Source organism: Streptomyces sp. NPDC005402, assembly GCF_040606575.1.
In the GTDB taxonomy this organism is placed as follows: Bacteria; Actinomycetota; Actinomycetes; order Streptomycetales; family Streptomycetaceae; genus Streptomyces.
The window spans coordinates 187,854-202,684 of the sequence record NZ_JBEXFB010000005.1; the positions used below are offsets into that span (position 1 = coordinate 187,854).

Consider the following 14,831-nt stretch of genomic DNA (forward strand, 5'->3'; position numbering starts at 1 on the left):
CCACTGTGCCACCGGTCCGCCTGATCCCAGCTCCCTCTGGGCCCGATACCGGGCCGTGTCCCGCAGGTGCCGCAGGGCGTCCGCAGGGCCGATGCCTGACCCGGGCCCCACGACCAGCGATTCTGTGCACCCGTACGGTCGCGCACCACCGGCACTGAACCGAGCCCGGTGCGGGATCAGAACTGCTCTCAGCGCAGTTGCTCGGCCAGTCCGACGATGATGCCCTCCGGGCCGCGGACGTAGCTGAGCAGATAGCTGTCCTCGAACCGGGCGATCTCGCCGACGAGTTCGGCGCCGTGGGGGCGCAGGCGGGCAACGGTGTCCTCGATGTCGTCGACGGCGAACATGACGCGATGCGTGCCCAGAATGTTGTGCGGCCGGTTGCGCGGCCCGGCGCTGATCGCCTCCGGGCTGCGGTACTTCGCCAGCTCGAGCCGGCTGTGACCGTCCGGCGTCCGGACCATCGCGATGTCACAGTGGACGCCGTGGAGCCCGGTGCACTGGTCGGCGACGAGGCCCTCGACCTCCGCCTTGCCCTCCAGCTCCATGCCGAGCTCCACGAAGAACGCGATGGCGGCCTCCATGTCCTCGACCACGATGCCGACGTTGTCCATCCGCTGAATCGCCATGCCGGTTTCTCCTTCTTCCTCGTGCGGCCGGTGGCGGCCGCTGATGTCCCTGGGACGGAGCCGATGGAACGTTCTCGACATCCTCAGACCGCGAACTGCGAAAAATCCCCATCGCACCCCGGGGAGCCTCATCTCACGCGGGTCCGGATCACGGATCGCCGAGGTCATCGGCCCTGACCGGCAACGGTCCCGGCGGCGAGGAGCTGAGCACGGGCTCCGCAGACGTCCCCGCCACCGCACTGCCGTGGCGGACCAGCACGGCGCAGGTGGCCGCGAGGAAGACACACTGCATGGCCGTCCGGGGGCCGAGCCGGTCCCACCAGGGCACGTCGCCTCCCGCGGCGTACACGTTGGCGGGGAACATCACGACCAGCACCGCGCTGAGCACGGCGGCCGAGCTTCGGGCGGTCCGCGACCACAGCAGCCCCGGTGCGCAGGCGAGTTCAACGATGCCGGTCAGCGTGACGAGCAGACCCGGGGCCGGCAGGGCCGACGGGACCATGGCGATGATCTCCTCGCGCATGCCGATGAAGTGCGCGGCCCCGGTGAGCGTGAACATGGCCGCAAGGCCGCCCCGCAGAGCGGCGATCGGCCGACGTAGCCGTACCACCCCCAGCGCCCCGGCGAGCAGCAGCACACCTGTGACGGCGACGAGTGCAACAAGCGGTTCCATGTACGACCTTTCTGCCTGACGGATCTCTTTGGGAATTGAGGGAGCCGGCCGGGTGCTGGATCTGTACGACGACCCGCGGCTGCGTGAACGCCGACGGCGGCCGCGGCACCGGTCACCCGGACCCGGACGACCGCGCCGGTCTCCTGCCGGACGGCGAGCCGCAGCCCGGCAGAGAATTCCCGGGACGCCTCGACGTCGGCCACGTACCTGACGGGAGGGACGGTCAGCATGATCTGCCTCTCTCTGAGGTGCTCCCGCCAGCGTCCCGGCCGGTGCTCCCTTGAGCGCTGTAAGGTCGCCAGGACAGACGCAACCAGACGTTCGGAGGGGATCTGGTGACGCAATCCGTCACGCTCGACGCGCTGGACCGTCGCCTGATCCATGCCCTCCAGATCGACGGGCGCGCCTCGTTCAGCAGGATCGCCACCGTGCTCGGGGCCCAGGAGCGCACCGTCGCGCGCCGCTACCACCGGCTGCGGTCGGCACTGGTGGTCCGGGTGATCGGGCTCGTCGACAGCCGGCGGATCGGCATGCTCGACTGGTTCGTCCGCATCGCTGCACGCCGGACACCGTCGATCCGTTGACCACCGCCCTCGCGCAGCGGGACGACACCTCGTGGATCGCCCCGCTCGCCGGCGGGACACGGCTGACCTGCATGGTCCGCACCCCGAACGCCGGATCGGACGGCGATCGACCTCTCTTCGACCACCTGCTGCGGACCCCGGGGATACGAGATGTCGAGGCGAGCTGCCTACTGCGCCCGGTCGCCGGGGTCGGCGGCTGGGCAGGTCGGACGAGCGCACTGGACGCGTCCGAGCAGGCGGCCCTCATCGGTTCCACGACGGAGCCGCCGGAGGGTCTGGAAGTGTCTGCCGAGTCGTCCGGTTGGGGCGAGGCGGACACGCGACTGGCGGGCGAACTGGCCCTGGACGGCCGGGCGGACGTGGCACAGTTGGCCGCCGTCACCGGGTGGTCCGCCTCCACCGTGCGGCGCCGCGTCGCCGGGCTGCGGGCCGCCGGGGTGCTGCACTTCGAGGTGGATGTGAACCCGTCCCACTTCGGCTTCCCGGTGGAGGCTCTGCTGTGGATGGAGGTGGCGCCGGCCGCGCTCGGCGAGGTGACGGAGGCGCTGTCACGGCACGCCGCAGTAGCCTTCGCCGCCGTCACGACAGGCCGGGCGTCGGTCTTCGCCATGGTTCAGTGCCGCGACACCGGCGCCCTGTACGACTACCTGGCCGGCGAGTTGGCCGCGCTGCCGGGCATCGGTCGGGTGGAGACCGCCCTCGTCCAGCGCCGCGCCAAGCGGGCGGGACCACTCCTCCTGCCGACGGCGGCGGAACGCGTTCGACGATTCCCACCACGACCGACAGTCCACTGACCCTGCAGATCGCGGTGTTGGTGACGCGCCTCCCGACAGCTGCGGTGCCTTGGCCCGACCGAGCGCGCCCTGCTCTCACCCGCTCTGGCAGGCTTTGCCCTTGAACTCGGCTATGGGGACGGTGACTGCGGATTCGTCGCCGTTGTCCGAGAGGCCGTCGTAGCGGACCTTTCCGGGGGTGAGCCGGTCCCGGTCGGCCAGGGTGAAGGAGACGCTGCGCGACGACGACGAGTTGTCCTTGGTCCAGCCGTAGAGCGTGTACGTGGTCTTGTCGGTGAGGGGAGCGGGAGATTGGGTCGCCTTCCAACCGACAGCAGGGCCATCGACGGTCCAGGTCGCGAGACCGGGCGTGAGGGAACGCCCGGCGGTCCATGACCCGACCGTCACCTGCTTGTCGACGTCGGCGCTGTCCACGTAGAGGGTCGCGCCATCGATCTTGTGCCCGCAGACCATCATGACTCCGACCAGATGGCCGTCGCCGGTCACGGAGATACCAGCTACGGCATCGACGGGAACCGTACATCCCGAGGTCGCGGCCAGGGTCACGCCGATCCCGACAGCACCGAAGAAACGCCGCAACAACGGCCGTGGAGTGGTCGACCACATGATTTGCCCCCTGCTCGGCGCACGCGTATGCCCCTGCCCTCGGACGGCAGGGCGGGCGGCGCGAATACGGCCACCGTTGGTCACCGGTGTGTGAAGACCGAACAATAGAACGGCGGCCGCGGGCCACACCATAGATCAGGCCCGCTGGGCAGGACATGTTCGAGGCCACCGAGTACGCCGACGCGGCGACGGGGTGGGGTGAGTCAGATCAGGTAGCCACGCCGCCACTCTTGGCACGCACACACCTGAACAGGCGCGCAAGGAGATCTTGGACGACGCCGGGCTGATCGCTCGGTACGGCCGGATCGTGTGGGCCTGCGCCGGGTCACGGAAGCGGCCGGCATCTCCCACGGCCCGACCTCACTCGTTCCAGGTCGCTCAGACGTGGTCACTGTCCATGGTTCAGGTGGGCCAAGAGGAGATTCGGGTCCGGCTCGGTGGCGAAGTACGAGGCGCTGGGGACGTAGACCGTCCGGTCGCGTACGGCCACGGAGGTCGGGTTCGAGAGCCCGTCCTGCTGGGTGAGAACGACGGAGTGGGAACCGCCCGGGCACACCACCACGACCTGGTTGGCGCCGTTCACTGCGGCGAGCACCGTGTCCGCGTGGCGTGAGGTGAACGCGAAGTCGTCGATGCCGTCGAGCCCTGTCGCCCGGACCTCGATCATGCCGGCGGAGCCGTTCCGGCGTACGGGGATGCGCAGCAGCGTCCCGCGGTCGGTGTTGGACACCCAGACGGCGTCGTCGTGGACCTTGATGCCGTTGACGCCGAAGCCCGTTCCGGACGGGACCGGGGCGAGGGCCGTTCCCGTGGCCCACGCGGTGGGCTCGCCTCCTGTCATCGGCACGCGCCAGACGATTCCCCGCACCGAGTCGGCCGCGTACAGCACGCCCCGGTGCTCGTCGAGGGCGAGGCCGTTGGGCAGCCCGTTCGCCGGAAGCTTCGCGATCTGCTTGGGCCTGCTGCCGTCAGGTGCGATACGCCAGATGCCGGTCTTGCTGGTTCCGGTGGCGTAGTTGACGTAGAGGGTGCCGTCGTGGGCGCGGGCGATGCCGAGAACGATGGCGTTGTGGACGATGGGGGTGTTCGGGTTCGCGACAGCGGGCAGGGTGACGCGTCTGCGAATGTCTCCATGCCGGGTGACGTTGGCGACCTGCCGGGCGAAAGCGAAGGTCAGGTCGGCGGAGCCGTCGGGTTCGACCGCGATGTTCTCGGGTGTCTCCCCTGCGGCGAAGTCGAAGTGGGCGACGACCCGCGGGTGAGACACGACCGGCTCGTCACCCGATGCTGGAGCTGATGCGAGCACGCCGAGGGCGACGGCGGTCGCGGCGATACCGGCCAGATGCGGGAGTCGGGGCATGAACCTCTCCTTGGGCTGCGGCTCGGGCCACCGCTGTGGCGCCAGAGGCAGACTGCGGTGCGCCTGTCGGTGACTGCCGGAGTCGCGGCCGGAAGATAGCCCTCGTGGCCTAACACGTCATCTGATGTGGCGTGTTCGATGTGGCGTGTTCGATGACTTCCCGTCGTGGGGACCGTTGAGCGGCTGGCGCCGCATCAGCTGTGGGTTCGGCCGTCGGGAGCCTCGGCTCACCGGCGGTTCACGTAGTGGTCGAAGGCCGGGTGCGGGCAGGGTCCGTCCGGCCCGCCACGTCCATCGGCGCGAACGCGCCCCGCAAGGAAAGGTGTCTTCATGCCTGTTGGGCCGGGGGCCGGGTACACGATGCCTGATCGCGACGTTTGGTGGGCCGAGGAGAGGAAGTCGGAGTGGCGGTGAAGGCGATGGGGTGGGCGCACTCGTTCCCCATGTCCGAAGGAGTGCGGGTCGGCCGGGAGTGGACACGCAGGCGGCTTGAGTCCCTGCCGTGGACCGCTGCCGAACCGGACACGGTGGACGCCATCGTGCTGGCGGTGTCCGAGCTGATCACCAATGCGCACGTCCACGCCCACAGCGACGCACACCTGGTCCTCACCTGGGACGGCGACTGTCTTCAGGTGAGCGTCCACGACGAGGACCCTTCGCTGCCGCAGCAGCGCGAACCGGAGCAGGGCGCGGTCTCCGGCCGCGGGGTGTCCATCGTGGGCAAGCTCGCCGACGAGTGGGGAACGAGGTGCCAACGGCACGGCAAGACGGTGACGGCCTGCTTCCGCCCCGCCGACCCCGCTGCCGCCACCGACCGTAAGGACAGCCGCAGTTGAGATCTGCTCACCGGTGAAGCCCGTTGTGGAGGACAGGCGTCATGAATCTGGCACGAGGATCAAGTGACGACCCGTACGCCTGGCTCTGGATCCTTGGCGCTCTCGCGCTGTACGCACTGATCAGCTACGGGCTGACATACCGGGCCCGTGTCCGGCGCGGATCCGCACACCCGGCTCGTGACGCCGTGCACGACCTCAAGGACCGAGAGGACCCACAACCACCCCGGCAGCGCTTCGTCAGTCGCGTGCTCATGCTGTGCGGCGCGGGGCTCACCGGTCTGGCCGCAGCCCTGACCAGCGGCGCCGTACGGATCGTGACGGTCGGACTCACGGCCGGCGTGGCGGTGGTGGCGTGGGCGTACTACGACTACCGCACGGAAAGGCGCGCTCGGACGAGCACGGGCCCGGACGCGTGACCTGTGGCAGGCAACCCTGACGAGCGAGACTCGGCTCCCGGACTGCCTGCCCTTGCCTTCAGATCTTGTCCGACTCGGCCGCTCTCCCCGCCCTCGCGGGCCTGATCCGCACGGCCGGACGGCTGTGAGGTCCGCCCCGCACCCGCGGATACCTGGCCGGTTCCCGGCGAAGAGGTGCATCGCAGTCGGCACGTTTGCACTCGGCACCCTGGTGAACCGACGGTCCCCGCGGCGTGCAGCTCTCTAGACCGTCGCTGCTCACGTCCTGCCGTACCTGATCGGGCTCAGGCGGCCAGCTTGGTGTCGATGACGAAGCTGGTCTCGATGACCTGGCCGGGGAAGGTCAGTTCAGTGACGCCGAGGACTGTGCTGACCGGTCGGTGGTCACCGAAGTACGTCAGGTTGCCTTCCGCGGTCGCCTGGGCGTTCTGGCGCAGGTTCACCACGTACAGGGTCTGCGCGATGATTTGGTTGCGGGTGGCGCCGTAGTAATTCAGGACCTTGTCGAAGTTGGCGTAGGTCTGCTTGAGCTGGGCTGCGAAGTCGTCCGCATGGAGGAAGTTGCCGCTCTCGTCGAGCGAGAGCTGCCCGGAGACGTGGACCAGGTCGTCGGACTTGATCGCCTGCGAGTATCCGAAGTCGCTCTCGGCCGGCACGTTGTGGTTGAAGACGTCGATGGTGCTCATCCTGCCTGCCTCATTGTCATGAGAGCCCGCGGGTTCTCGGGTGCGCTTCACGAAACCAAGACGACACGTGCTCTCTTGTGGTTACTCGGGAACTGTAGGAGGGTGTCCGTTGACCTGGAAGAACGCACTTTGCAGTGACTGGGGAACCAGATGGTGACCAAGCAGTTCACGGGCTCGCCCGAAGACGCGGACCTGCGGCGCGCGGACTCGTTGGCGCGGGAGATCTTCTCGGACGTCGCCAACAAGTGGGCGTTCCTGATCATCGAGGCTCTCGGAGAGCGCACCCTGCGCTTCAGCGAGCTGCGCAACGAGGTCGAGGGCGTCAGCCACAAGATGCTCACCCAGAACCTGCGCATGCTGGAGCGCTACGGCCTGGTCGAGCGCAAGGTGCACCCCACCGTGCCGCCGCGGGTCGAGTACACCCTCACCGAGCCGGGCCAGGCCCTGCGAGCCACGGTGGACGGAATGTGCGGCTGGACCCACCAGTACCTCGGTCATATCGAGGCCGCCCGCCGTCGGTTCGATGACTGACGGACGCACAGCACGCGCGTGAGGCATCCAGCCGTTCGCGATGCCCGAGGGCCCTCGACGGTCAAGGACGTCGTTGGGCACGGGGCCTCGTCTGGGCGGGCGGGCCGCGATGACGGTCGGCTGGGTCCGGGTGGAGGCACCTGCCCCCTGCATACGGGTGGAGTCGGCCGACCCCGGACATGAGAAGGGCGCCGGAGTGAACGCCGAAGGTGTAGCCGCCCTTGCGGCAGGTCCTCAACTCTGGTTCGCCCGTGTCACCGCCGGAGAGGGTGCGCCCGGCGTGCGCATGGGGTCCTCAAAGGGGCTCACCGCGCTCGGCGGTATCGGCACGAGCCGGCGGCCCGCTCCCAGACTCCACCGCGACAGCGCGCGGTGTACGTCACAGCCCGCAGGTGCACGGCCCGCAACTGTCTGTCCCTCCGTGGGACCGCCATCAGTGGTGCTGGCCGGTCCTCTCGGTCGAACCCGGAGGACACACGCGCCAGCCACCGCAAGCACCGGCACGGCCGGGAAGGGGCGTGCGATCCACGATCACCCCGAGGGGCAACCGCCTCTCGATGCGCCTTCCCGGCCGGTCGGACGGGTCCGTCAGCGCAGTCCGGCGAAGAGATCGGTCTCAGGTACCGCCGCGCCGGTGGCGTCCTGGACGCGTACGAAGGTCTCCATGCCCATCAACTCGCCGAACCTCTCCTTGCCCATCTTGAGGAAAAAGATGTTCTCGCCCTGACTGGCGTGCGCGGCCAACGCGTCGAACTTCTGGCCGCTGAACGCGGTGGTGTCCACCCACGTGGTGATCTCATCGTCAGGGAGGCCGATCTCGGCCATCGCGGCGGTCTCGGCGGGATCCGGCTCCGGCATGTCCTCATGGAACTCGCGCATGAGCTCGCCGAACCGCTGCATCATCGAGCGGGGCATCGTGGTCCAGTACACCTTCGGTGTCAGCTCGGTCATCTCCAGCGCCGCCATCGTGATGCGGTGGGCCTGGATATGGTCGGGGTGGCCGTAAAAGCCGTTCTCGTCGTAGGTGACGACCACATCGGGCCGGTAGTGCCGCATGAGTTCCGCCAGTCGCGCGGCGCCTTCCTGCACGGGGGTCTGCCAGAAGGATCCGGGGGCGTCGTTGCTCGGCCAGCCCATCATTCCGGAGTCGGCATAGTCCAGCATTTCCAGATCGCTGATTTTGAGGACGTCACAGCTCGCCTCAAGTTCCTGACGGCGCATCAAGGCGACCGCCGCCGGATCGTGCCCGGGATCGCCCGGCTTGACGCCCCCGGGTCCGTCACCGCAGCCGCCGTCGGTACACGTCACGAGAACCGTGCGGATTCCCTCCGCCGCATACCGCGCCAGGACCCCTCCGGTCCCCGTGGCCTCGTCGTCGGGGTGGGCGTGCACTGCCATGAGCGTCAAAGGCCGGTCAGTCATGAAAACAGTCCTCCTGTGGACATACGTCTTGATCCAAGTGCGCGGCAGGCTGGGCCGCGATCCTGGGGCCGGATCCTGGTCGGACGGTCGACCTTGTGGTCTCCGTGTTCCCCGCCCGTACGGTCCCGGTCCCTCGGTCGATGCAACCGTGCCGACCGGACCCACTGTTCCCGGCGCGGCCGCTTGTTTTCCATACCTCGGCGTTTCAACGCGAACGAGGTACTTGTCCGGCCTGCGGATCTCGACGCCGCATCGGATCCGACCGCACCTGGACGGCCAGAGCACACGAGACATACACCGACGACCTCGGAGACCACCGCGCGCTGATCGCGGTCTCCGCAGCTCCCACACATGGCCGGGGAAGCTCGCTGACAGTTCGCGCTCCGGGTCAGTGACCCGCCAGACCCCGGCCCAGGGACCGGTGGAGTCAAAGGGCCGCCGGAGATCACCCACTGGATGGGGGTGTGTTGTCGGGTGCTCGGGGGGACCATGGAAGTCGCAGCGCCTGCAGACGCTGGCAGGCGTGCTCCGAGGCCGACGGACTCCTGTGGCGTCGGCCGGCGGAAGGAGTGCCGGCGATGGACGAAGCCGATCGGTCTGCCCTGGACCCCGGCCGGGCCGACGCCCGCCGTCCCGAGGACGAGCCGCCGCAGCCCAGCGGGCTGATAGACCTCCTCAGCGTGGCCGCGGTGCTGCTGGATGCCGAGGGGCGGGTCGTTCTGTGGAGTCCGCAGGCCGAGGAGCTGTACGGCTACACGGCCCAGGAGGCGCTCGGGCAGTACGCCGCCCAGCTACTGGTCCACACCGAGCAGTGGGAGTGGGTGATCAAGAAGTTCGCCGAGGTCATGGAGAGCGGACAGAGCTGGGGCGGCACCTTCCCCATCCGGTGCAAGGACGGCGGCACACGACTGGTGGAGCTGCGCAACATGCGGCTCCTGGACGACCGCGGCGACTTCTACGCCCTGGGACTCGGGACCGACTCACCCAGGCTGCGGCAGGTGGAACGGGAGCTCGCGCTGTCCACCCGGCTGGTCTCCCAGTCCCCCATCGGCATCGCGATCCTCGACACCGACCTGACGTACGTGGCGGTCAACCCCGCCCTCGAGCGCATCCACGGCATCTCCCAGGCAGAGCACCTCGGCCGGCACTACCGCGCGGTCATGAGCGCCGCGGAGTTCGAGGAGGCCGAGGCCGCGATGCGGCAGGTCCTGCGTACCGGGGTGCCGGTGATCGACCGATCTCCCATCGTCGGCCGCACCCGCGCCGGCCCGGAGCAGCACGCCTGGGCGATCTCGGTGTACCGGCTGGAGGACACCAGGGGCCGTGTTCTCGGGGTGGCCGAGCTGGTCGTGGACATCACCGACCGCTACCGGTCGGCCCGGGAGGCCACGGAGACGCGGCGCCGTCTGGCGCTGATCGCTGACGGGGCCGCCCGCATCGGCACCACCCTGGACGCCGACCAGACGGCCCGGGAACTGGCGGACGTCATCGTCCCCGAGTTCGCCGACGTGGCCGCCGTCGACGTGCTCGACTCCGTCCTCGACGAGCACCGCCCCGCCACCCACGACGGCCCCGCGCTCTTCCGCGCCCTCGCGGTCAAGGCCGCCTACCCCACCGACGCCGCCACGGCCGCCGACCCGCCCGGCCGGATCACCACGTACGAACCCGACCGTCTGGCCACTCGATGCGTGCGCACCGGCCGGCCCATCCTGGTCCCCCACACCGACGGACACGACCTGTCGCACATCGCCCGCGACGAGCACGCGGCCTTGCTGCTGGCCCGCGCCGGTGTGCACTCCTATCTGGCCGTCCCCCTCAGCGCCCGCGGCGCCACCCTCGGTTTCCTGGGGCTGACGCGGGCCCGGGATCCACGTCCGTTCGACGAGGACGACCTCGCCATCGCCGCCGAACTGGCCTCCCGCGCCGCGGTGTGCATCGACAACGCCCGCGCGCACCAGCACATGCGCAACGCGGCCGAGACCCTCCAGCGCAGCCTGCTCCCGACCACCCCGCCCGACCTGCCCGGCCTGCAGGTCGCATCCCGCTACCGGCCCGCACAGACCGCCTACGAGATCGGCGGCGACTGGTACGACGTCCTCCCCCTCGGCGACGACAGGACGGCGCTCGTCGTGGGCGACGTCATGGGCAGCGGCATCGAGGCCGCCGCCGCCATGGGCCGCCTGCGCACCGCCACGACCGCCTTCGCCGGCCTCAACCTCGGCCCCGCCCAAGTCCTCGAGCAACTCGACTCGATCACCGCCGGGTTGGAGCAGTACATCGCCACCTGCGTCTACGCCGTCTACGATCCCCACCGCCGCGAGTGCCGCATCGCCAATGCCGGCCACCTGCCCCCCGCTCTCGTCCCCAGGGGTGGGCACCCGCGCCTCCTCGACCTGCCCACCGGCGCGCCGCTCGGCGTGGGGGGCGTCCCGTTCGAAACGACCACCCTCCCCTTCGGCCCCGGCGACCGGTTGGTCCTCTACACCGACGGACTGGTCGAAACCCGCCAGGACTCCATCGACGAACGCCTCGAGATCCTCCTCCGTCTCCTCGACACACCCGCATCGCCGCTGGAGGAAACCTGCGACCGACTCCTCGCCGAGCTCAGACACCCCGGCGACCACGACGACGTCGCCCTGCTCATCGCCCGCGCCCGATCCTTCCCATCTCACCGCGCAGACGTGCCCATCCGGCGTCCCGGGTGAAGCTCATCCGAAAACCGGCCGGAGATGCAGAGGCCGGTCATGGAACGGCGGGCGGCTCGGCTCCGGCCCAGGCTCCCTTCCGAGCCACGGACCGCGACGGGTTGACGGACTCACGAGCCAGGTGGATGCGAGCCATGAGTTGGTCATCCCCGACGCCCTCCGGTGCCACCGCCATGGTCCCGTCAACCGTCAATGCGGGGCAACGTTACGGGCGTTCATCGAGGCCGACGTAGCCACCATCAGCCCCGACCGTCTCACCGCCAAAGTGACCGCCTACGCCCGCCTCCACCGCTACGTGCCCGGGAGCCGGGGCGCCGCCGCGCGCCCCCAAGGAGCCAGAGCCCGGTGCTCAGCGGCGGTACGCGGCTGTCGCGATCTCGATGAAAGAGCGGATCAACGGGTTGGTGTCACCCTCGTTCCACACCGCCACCACTCGGCTGGGCGCCATGTCGTTCAGCGGTACCACGGTCAACTCCGCGGGCAGGTCGTGTCCGAGCGGGGCCAGGCCGACCGTGCCGTTCCACAGCACTGCATGCAGGCATTCCTGGACGGCGCGTACCACGGGGCCCTCACGCGGCCTGCCGCCGTTCCAGTACGACTGCCAGACGGGGTCGGTCCCCCGGGGGAACCGGAACCAGGGGCGGTCGCTCAGCTCGGCCAGCCGCAGCCGGTCGCGGCGGGCCAGCGGATCATCGGCGCGCAGGACGACGCCGACCGGATCGGTCCGCAGCACACGCACGGTGAGGGCGGTCTCGTCGAACGGCGCTCGAGTCAAGGCCACGTCGACCAGCCCGGCGCGCAGCCCGCACGTCGGGTCGGTCAGATCGGTGTCACGGACGCGGATCTCGATGCCGGGGTGGCGCCGGCGGTAGGCGGCGGCCAGCCTGGACACTCCCGGGTCGGTGCCGTCCCCCAGGATGCCGACGGTGATGGTCGTGACGCCGGCCGCCGCGCTCACGCGTACACGGACACGGTCGGCGTGGTCGAGCAGCGCCCGCGCCTCGTCCAGCAGCACCGTACCCACCGGCGTGAGCATGACACCGGCTGGGGAGCGGGCGAACAGCAGGGCGCCGACCTCCGCCTCCAACTGCTTGATCGCCCGGCTCAGCGGCGGCTGGCTCATGTGCAGTCGGGTGGCGGCCCGGCCGAAGTGGAGTTCCTCGGCGACCGCCACGAAGTAGCGCAAGGTCCGTAGCTCCACGCTGCAACAATACCCACCGGGTATCGGCGTCGCGGGACAGGTCTTGGACACTGACACGGCCCCGGCGGTGCACTCGGAGCATGACCGAAGAAGCCAGGACCAGCGAGCCGCAGACCGACCCCGCCGTATCGGTGGTTGGTCCCGGCGATGGCGAGACGATCGTTCTGGGCACCACGCGCATGCGCGTTCTGGAGGACGGCAGTCACACCGGGCACCGCCTCGCGATAGCCGAGTCCATCCTCGCCCCGCACACGCAGGGACCGCCCCAGCACCGCCATGCCCAACACGACGAGGGCTTCTACATCCTCGCCGGCACTGTGCGGTTCACCGTCGGTGACAAGGAGTACGAGGCCACCGCGGGCACGCTCGTCATGGTCCCACCCGGCACCCCGCACACCTTCGCCAACCTGACCGACCACCCCGCCGTCATGCTCAGCACCTTCACCCCCGACCTGTACGTGCACTACTTCCGGGACCTCCAGAAGATGCTCGCCGGAGGCCGGCCGCTGACGCCACTGGCCAACATCGACGCGATGAATCGCTACGCGACCGGACCCGCCACCGAACGCGCCTGAAGCCGCCGGTTCGTGCGGCCCGGGCGGCTCCCTCCCCACCGGCGGGCCGTGGCGCTTCCGCCCTTCACTGTCCGGTTCTCCAGAGCTCTTCCGGCCATTTACGCAATCGACGGGGCTCCGGTGAGCCGGTGCCCACGAACGGGAATGATGAAGATCGCCTATTGGATTGTCGCGGGCCCACTCGCCCTCTTCTACTTCTACGCGGGCGCGATGAAGGTGGTCCGCAGCCGCGATCGACTCCGTCCGATGATGGTCTGGGTCGACCGCATGCCGTTGCCCGTCGTAAGGGCTCTGGGGACGGCGCGACCGGACTGATCCTTCCGCCGCTGACCGGCATCGCCCCTTCGCTGGCGACAGCCGCGGTGATCGGCTTCGTTCTTTTGCAGATCGGCGCGGTCGCCGTCCACCTGACTGGCGAAGACCGCCGGATCACACTCAACCTTGCGCTCATCGCCACCGCGGCCGTGACCATCTGGCCGGCCACCGGTCTGTGATCGAGCGCAGTTCTCGACCGGTGGATAGGCCTGCAGGCCGGCCCACACCCCATGGCCGCCCGCCCTTGCTCATGAGTCCCCGTCCGCGGCAGCCTCATCCGCGGCATCGGCTTCCGCTTCTGCGTCCTCGCTTGTCATCGGCCGCCGTGCAGCGGCCATCCGGTGCTCGTCGGCTCTCGGTGATCATCTGCTCCGTTCCCCACCGGCTCTCGCGACGAGGCAGTGGGCGGTTTGTCACTGATAATGCTCCGATGACCGATCTCCAGGAACTCCTCGAGCCGGATGCCGGTGGGGCGGCGGATTTCGACGGTGGCCCCTACCGGGAGCAGCCTGCGCTGAAAGCGATGAGTTTGGCTGCGGATCGCGGTCTCAGCCCTGTAACCAACGGATGGGAGTTGAGATGGGCACGCTGAATCAGGTGGCCGACGGCGTCTGGGTCCGCCAGAGCGAGTGGGTCTGGAGCAATTCCGTCGTGGTGCGCGGGGACGACGGGTTGATCCTGATCGATCCCGGCATCAACGGCTCCGAGTTGGACCAACTCGCCGATGCCGTGGACCAACTGGGTGTCCCGGTGGTCGCCGGGTTCTGCACCCACCCCCACTGGGACCACCTGCTCTGGCATTCCCGGTTCGGCGACGTGCCGCGCTACGCCACCCCGGCCGCCGCCCACGTCGCCGGTGAGGCCCGAGAGCGGGCGCAGGCGATGGCGGCGGAGAGCGCATCCGGCATCCCCCTCGACCTGGTCGCACTCATCACCCCGCTGCCCGCGGACGGCGCACCCGTGCCGGGTGAGATCATCGAGCATCAGGCGCACGCCGTCGGCCACGCCGCCATCCTCCTCGCGGACCGCGGCGTTCTGCTCGTCGGCGACATGCTCTCCGACGTACTGATCCCCCTCTTCGACGTACGCCAGGACGATCAGGTGGGCGCCTACGAGAAGGCACTCGACCGGCTGGATGAGGCCGCCAGGCGCGTCGATGTCGTGGTCCCCGGCCATGGCGCCGTTGCCGTGGGTCCCCAGGTGGCGGCGCGCGTCGCTTCCGATCGTGCCTACGTCGACGCGCTGCGGCGAGGAGAGGAACCGGTCGACGCGCGTCTGGGGCCGCATGCGGACTGGCTCTACCGGCCCCACCGGTCGAACCAGGAGCAGGCGCGAGGACGGTAGGGCCTTCCGGGACTCGGGGGGCCCTTGGCGGTCTGCCGGGTCGACATCCTGACCAGGCCGGCCCGAGGCGGCGCTGATGGCCGCTGCGGCGTCGCCTCGACCGAATCCCGCAGCCACGGGCACACCACCCGTGCCGAGTTCGGGGTCGCGCCAC

16 protein-coding genes and 1 pseudogene are annotated in these 14,831 nt (G+C 69.6%); 10 read left to right on the plus strand and 7 right to left on the minus strand.

The window, feature by feature from the left end:
- Window positions 1-188: 188 nt before the first annotated feature.
- Together ABZT02_RS11585 and ABZT02_RS11590 are read right to left on the minus strand one after the other, a co-directional pair.
- On the minus strand, window positions 189-629 hold the full coding sequence (locus ABZT02_RS11585; RefSeq protein WP_356016612.1) for a VOC family protein: 441 nt from the start codon (window positions 627-629) through the stop codon (window positions 189-191).
- A gap of 148 nt (window positions 630-777) precedes the next feature.
- Window positions 778-1,302: a hypothetical protein gene (locus ABZT02_RS11590; RefSeq protein ID WP_356016614.1), complete on the minus strand. Its 525-nt coding sequence runs from the start codon at window positions 1,300-1,302 to the stop codon at window positions 778-780.
- A 335-nt stretch (window positions 1,303-1,637) separates the two neighbouring features.
- Here ABZT02_RS11590 and ABZT02_RS11595 point away from each other — a divergent pair, with 335 nt between their 5' ends.
- Entirely contained in the window at window positions 1,638-1,886 is a 249-nt protein-coding gene (locus tag ABZT02_RS11595; protein ID WP_356016616.1) for an AsnC family protein, read from the plus strand.
- A complete protein-coding gene (locus ABZT02_RS11600; RefSeq protein WP_356016618.1) occupies window positions 1,883-2,680 on the plus strand; it encodes an Lrp/AsnC family transcriptional regulator in 798 nt (265 codons plus the stop codon). The genes ABZT02_RS11595 and ABZT02_RS11600 overlap by 4 nt, the downstream gene beginning before the upstream one ends.
- A 75-nt stretch (window positions 2,681-2,755) precedes the next feature.
- On the opposite strand, the gene ABZT02_RS11605 is transcribed toward ABZT02_RS11600, so the two are convergent.
- Together ABZT02_RS11605 and ABZT02_RS11610 are read right to left on the minus strand one after the other, a co-directional pair.
- Complete coding sequence (locus ABZT02_RS11605) at window positions 2,756-3,286, minus strand: hypothetical protein (protein WP_356016620.1); 531 nt, start codon at window positions 3,284-3,286, stop codon at window positions 2,756-2,758.
- Between the two features lie 388 nt (window positions 3,287-3,674).
- Entirely contained in the window at window positions 3,675-4,646 is a 972-nt protein-coding gene (locus ABZT02_RS11610) for a hypothetical protein (RefSeq protein ID WP_356016622.1), read from the minus strand.
- 404 nt (window positions 4,647-5,050) lie between these two features.
- On the opposite strand from ABZT02_RS11610, the gene ABZT02_RS11615 reads away from it, so the two are divergent.
- Both ABZT02_RS11615 and ABZT02_RS11620 read left to right on the plus strand, forming a co-directional pair.
- Window positions 5,051-5,482 (plus strand): ATP-binding protein, encoded by a 432-nt coding sequence (locus tag ABZT02_RS11615; protein WP_356016624.1) that lies wholly within the window; start codon window positions 5,051-5,053, stop codon window positions 5,480-5,482.
- 41 nt (window positions 5,483-5,523) lie between these two features.
- Entirely contained in the window at window positions 5,524-5,898 is a 375-nt protein-coding gene (locus tag ABZT02_RS11620) for a hypothetical protein (protein ID WP_356016626.1), read from the plus strand.
- 284 nt (window positions 5,899-6,182) lie between these two features.
- Here the strand turns inward: ABZT02_RS11620 and ABZT02_RS11625 are convergent, their stop codons facing one another.
- Window positions 6,183-6,584 carry a RidA family protein gene (locus ABZT02_RS11625; RefSeq protein WP_356016628.1) on the minus strand — a complete coding sequence of 134 codons (402 nt, stop codon included), beginning with the start codon at window positions 6,582-6,584 and terminating at the stop codon, window positions 6,183-6,185.
- 150 nt (window positions 6,585-6,734) lie between these two features.
- Between ABZT02_RS11625 and ABZT02_RS11630 the strand changes: the two genes are divergently transcribed.
- Window positions 6,735-7,115 (plus strand): helix-turn-helix domain-containing protein, encoded by a 381-nt coding sequence (locus ABZT02_RS11630; protein ID WP_356016630.1) that lies wholly within the window; start codon window positions 6,735-6,737, stop codon window positions 7,113-7,115.
- Between the two features lie 588 nt (window positions 7,116-7,703).
- Here the strand turns inward: ABZT02_RS11630 and ABZT02_RS11635 are convergent.
- Complete coding sequence (locus ABZT02_RS11635) at window positions 7,704-8,537, minus strand: PIG-L family deacetylase (RefSeq protein ID WP_356016632.1); 834 nt, start codon at window positions 8,535-8,537, stop codon at window positions 7,704-7,706.
- A 578-nt stretch (window positions 8,538-9,115) separates the two neighbouring features.
- Between ABZT02_RS11635 and ABZT02_RS11640 the strand changes: the two genes are divergently transcribed.
- Window positions 9,116-11,242, plus strand: coding sequence for a SpoIIE family protein phosphatase (locus tag ABZT02_RS11640; RefSeq protein ID WP_356016634.1), 2,127 nt, complete (start codon window positions 9,116-9,118; stop codon window positions 11,240-11,242).
- A gap of 349 nt (window positions 11,243-11,591) precedes the next feature.
- Here ABZT02_RS11640 and ABZT02_RS11645 read toward each other — a convergent pair whose 3' ends face one another.
- A complete protein-coding gene (locus ABZT02_RS11645) occupies window positions 11,592-12,443 on the minus strand; it encodes a LysR substrate-binding domain-containing protein (protein WP_356016636.1) in 852 nt (283 codons plus the stop codon).
- A gap of 80 nt (window positions 12,444-12,523) precedes the next feature.
- Between ABZT02_RS11645 and ABZT02_RS11650 the strand changes: the two genes are divergently transcribed.
- The 4 genes and pseudogenes from ABZT02_RS11650 (at window position 12,524) to ABZT02_RS11665 (ending at window position 14,677) form a co-directional block, all read left to right on the plus strand.
- Complete coding sequence (locus ABZT02_RS11650; protein ID WP_356016638.1) at window positions 12,524-13,018, plus strand: cupin domain-containing protein; 495 nt, start codon at window positions 12,524-12,526, stop codon at window positions 13,016-13,018.
- 147 nt (window positions 13,019-13,165) lie between these two features.
- Window positions 13,166-13,512 (plus strand): annotated as a pseudogene (locus tag ABZT02_RS11655) (DoxX family protein).
- Between the two features lie 251 nt (window positions 13,513-13,763).
- A complete protein-coding gene (locus ABZT02_RS11660) occupies window positions 13,764-13,925 on the plus strand; it encodes a hypothetical protein (protein ID WP_356016640.1) in 162 nt (53 codons plus the stop codon).
- The gene (locus ABZT02_RS11665; RefSeq protein ID WP_356016642.1) at window positions 13,913-14,677 is read left to right on the plus strand and encodes an MBL fold metallo-hydrolase; all 765 of its coding nucleotides are present in this window, start codon (window positions 13,913-13,915) and stop codon (window positions 14,675-14,677) included. Before ABZT02_RS11660 ends, ABZT02_RS11665 begins: the two co-directional genes overlap by 13 nt.
- The last annotated feature ends 154 nt before the right edge of the window (window positions 14,678-14,831 follow it).

Coding starts and splice junctions, on each gene's coding strand:
- ABZT02_RS11585 (WP_356016612.1), bottom strand. CDS start 629: ATGGCGATTCAGCGGATGGACAACGTCGGCATCGTGGTCGAGGACATG.
- ABZT02_RS11590 (WP_356016614.1), bottom strand. CDS start 1,302: ATGGAACCGCTTGTTGCACTCGTCGCCGTCACAGGTGTGCTGCTGCTC.
- ABZT02_RS11605 (WP_356016620.1), bottom strand. CDS start 3,286: ATGTGGTCGACCACTCCACGGCCGTTGTTGCGGCGTTTCTTCGGTGCT.
- ABZT02_RS11610 (WP_356016622.1), bottom strand. CDS start 4,646: ATGCCCCGACTCCCGCATCTGGCCGGTATCGCCGCGACCGCCGTCGCC.
- ABZT02_RS11620 (WP_356016626.1), top strand. CDS start 5,524: ATGAATCTGGCACGAGGATCAAGTGACGACCCGTACGCCTGGCTCTGG.
- ABZT02_RS11625 (WP_356016628.1), bottom strand. CDS start 6,584: ATGAGCACCATCGACGTCTTCAACCACAACGTGCCGGCCGAGAGCGAC.
- ABZT02_RS11630 (WP_356016630.1), top strand. CDS start 6,735: ATGGTGACCAAGCAGTTCACGGGCTCGCCCGAAGACGCGGACCTGCGG.
- ABZT02_RS11635 (WP_356016632.1), bottom strand. CDS start 8,537: ATGACTGACCGGCCTTTGACGCTCATGGCAGTGCACGCCCACCCCGAC.
- ABZT02_RS11640 (WP_356016634.1), top strand. CDS start 9,116: ATGGACGAAGCCGATCGGTCTGCCCTGGACCCCGGCCGGGCCGACGCC.
- ABZT02_RS11650 (WP_356016638.1), top strand. CDS start 12,524: ATGACCGAAGAAGCCAGGACCAGCGAGCCGCAGACCGACCCCGCCGTA.
- ABZT02_RS11660 (WP_356016640.1), top strand. CDS start 13,764: ATGACCGATCTCCAGGAACTCCTCGAGCCGGATGCCGGTGGGGCGGCG.
- ABZT02_RS11665 (WP_356016642.1), top strand. CDS start 13,913: ATGGGCACGCTGAATCAGGTGGCCGACGGCGTCTGGGTCCGCCAGAGC.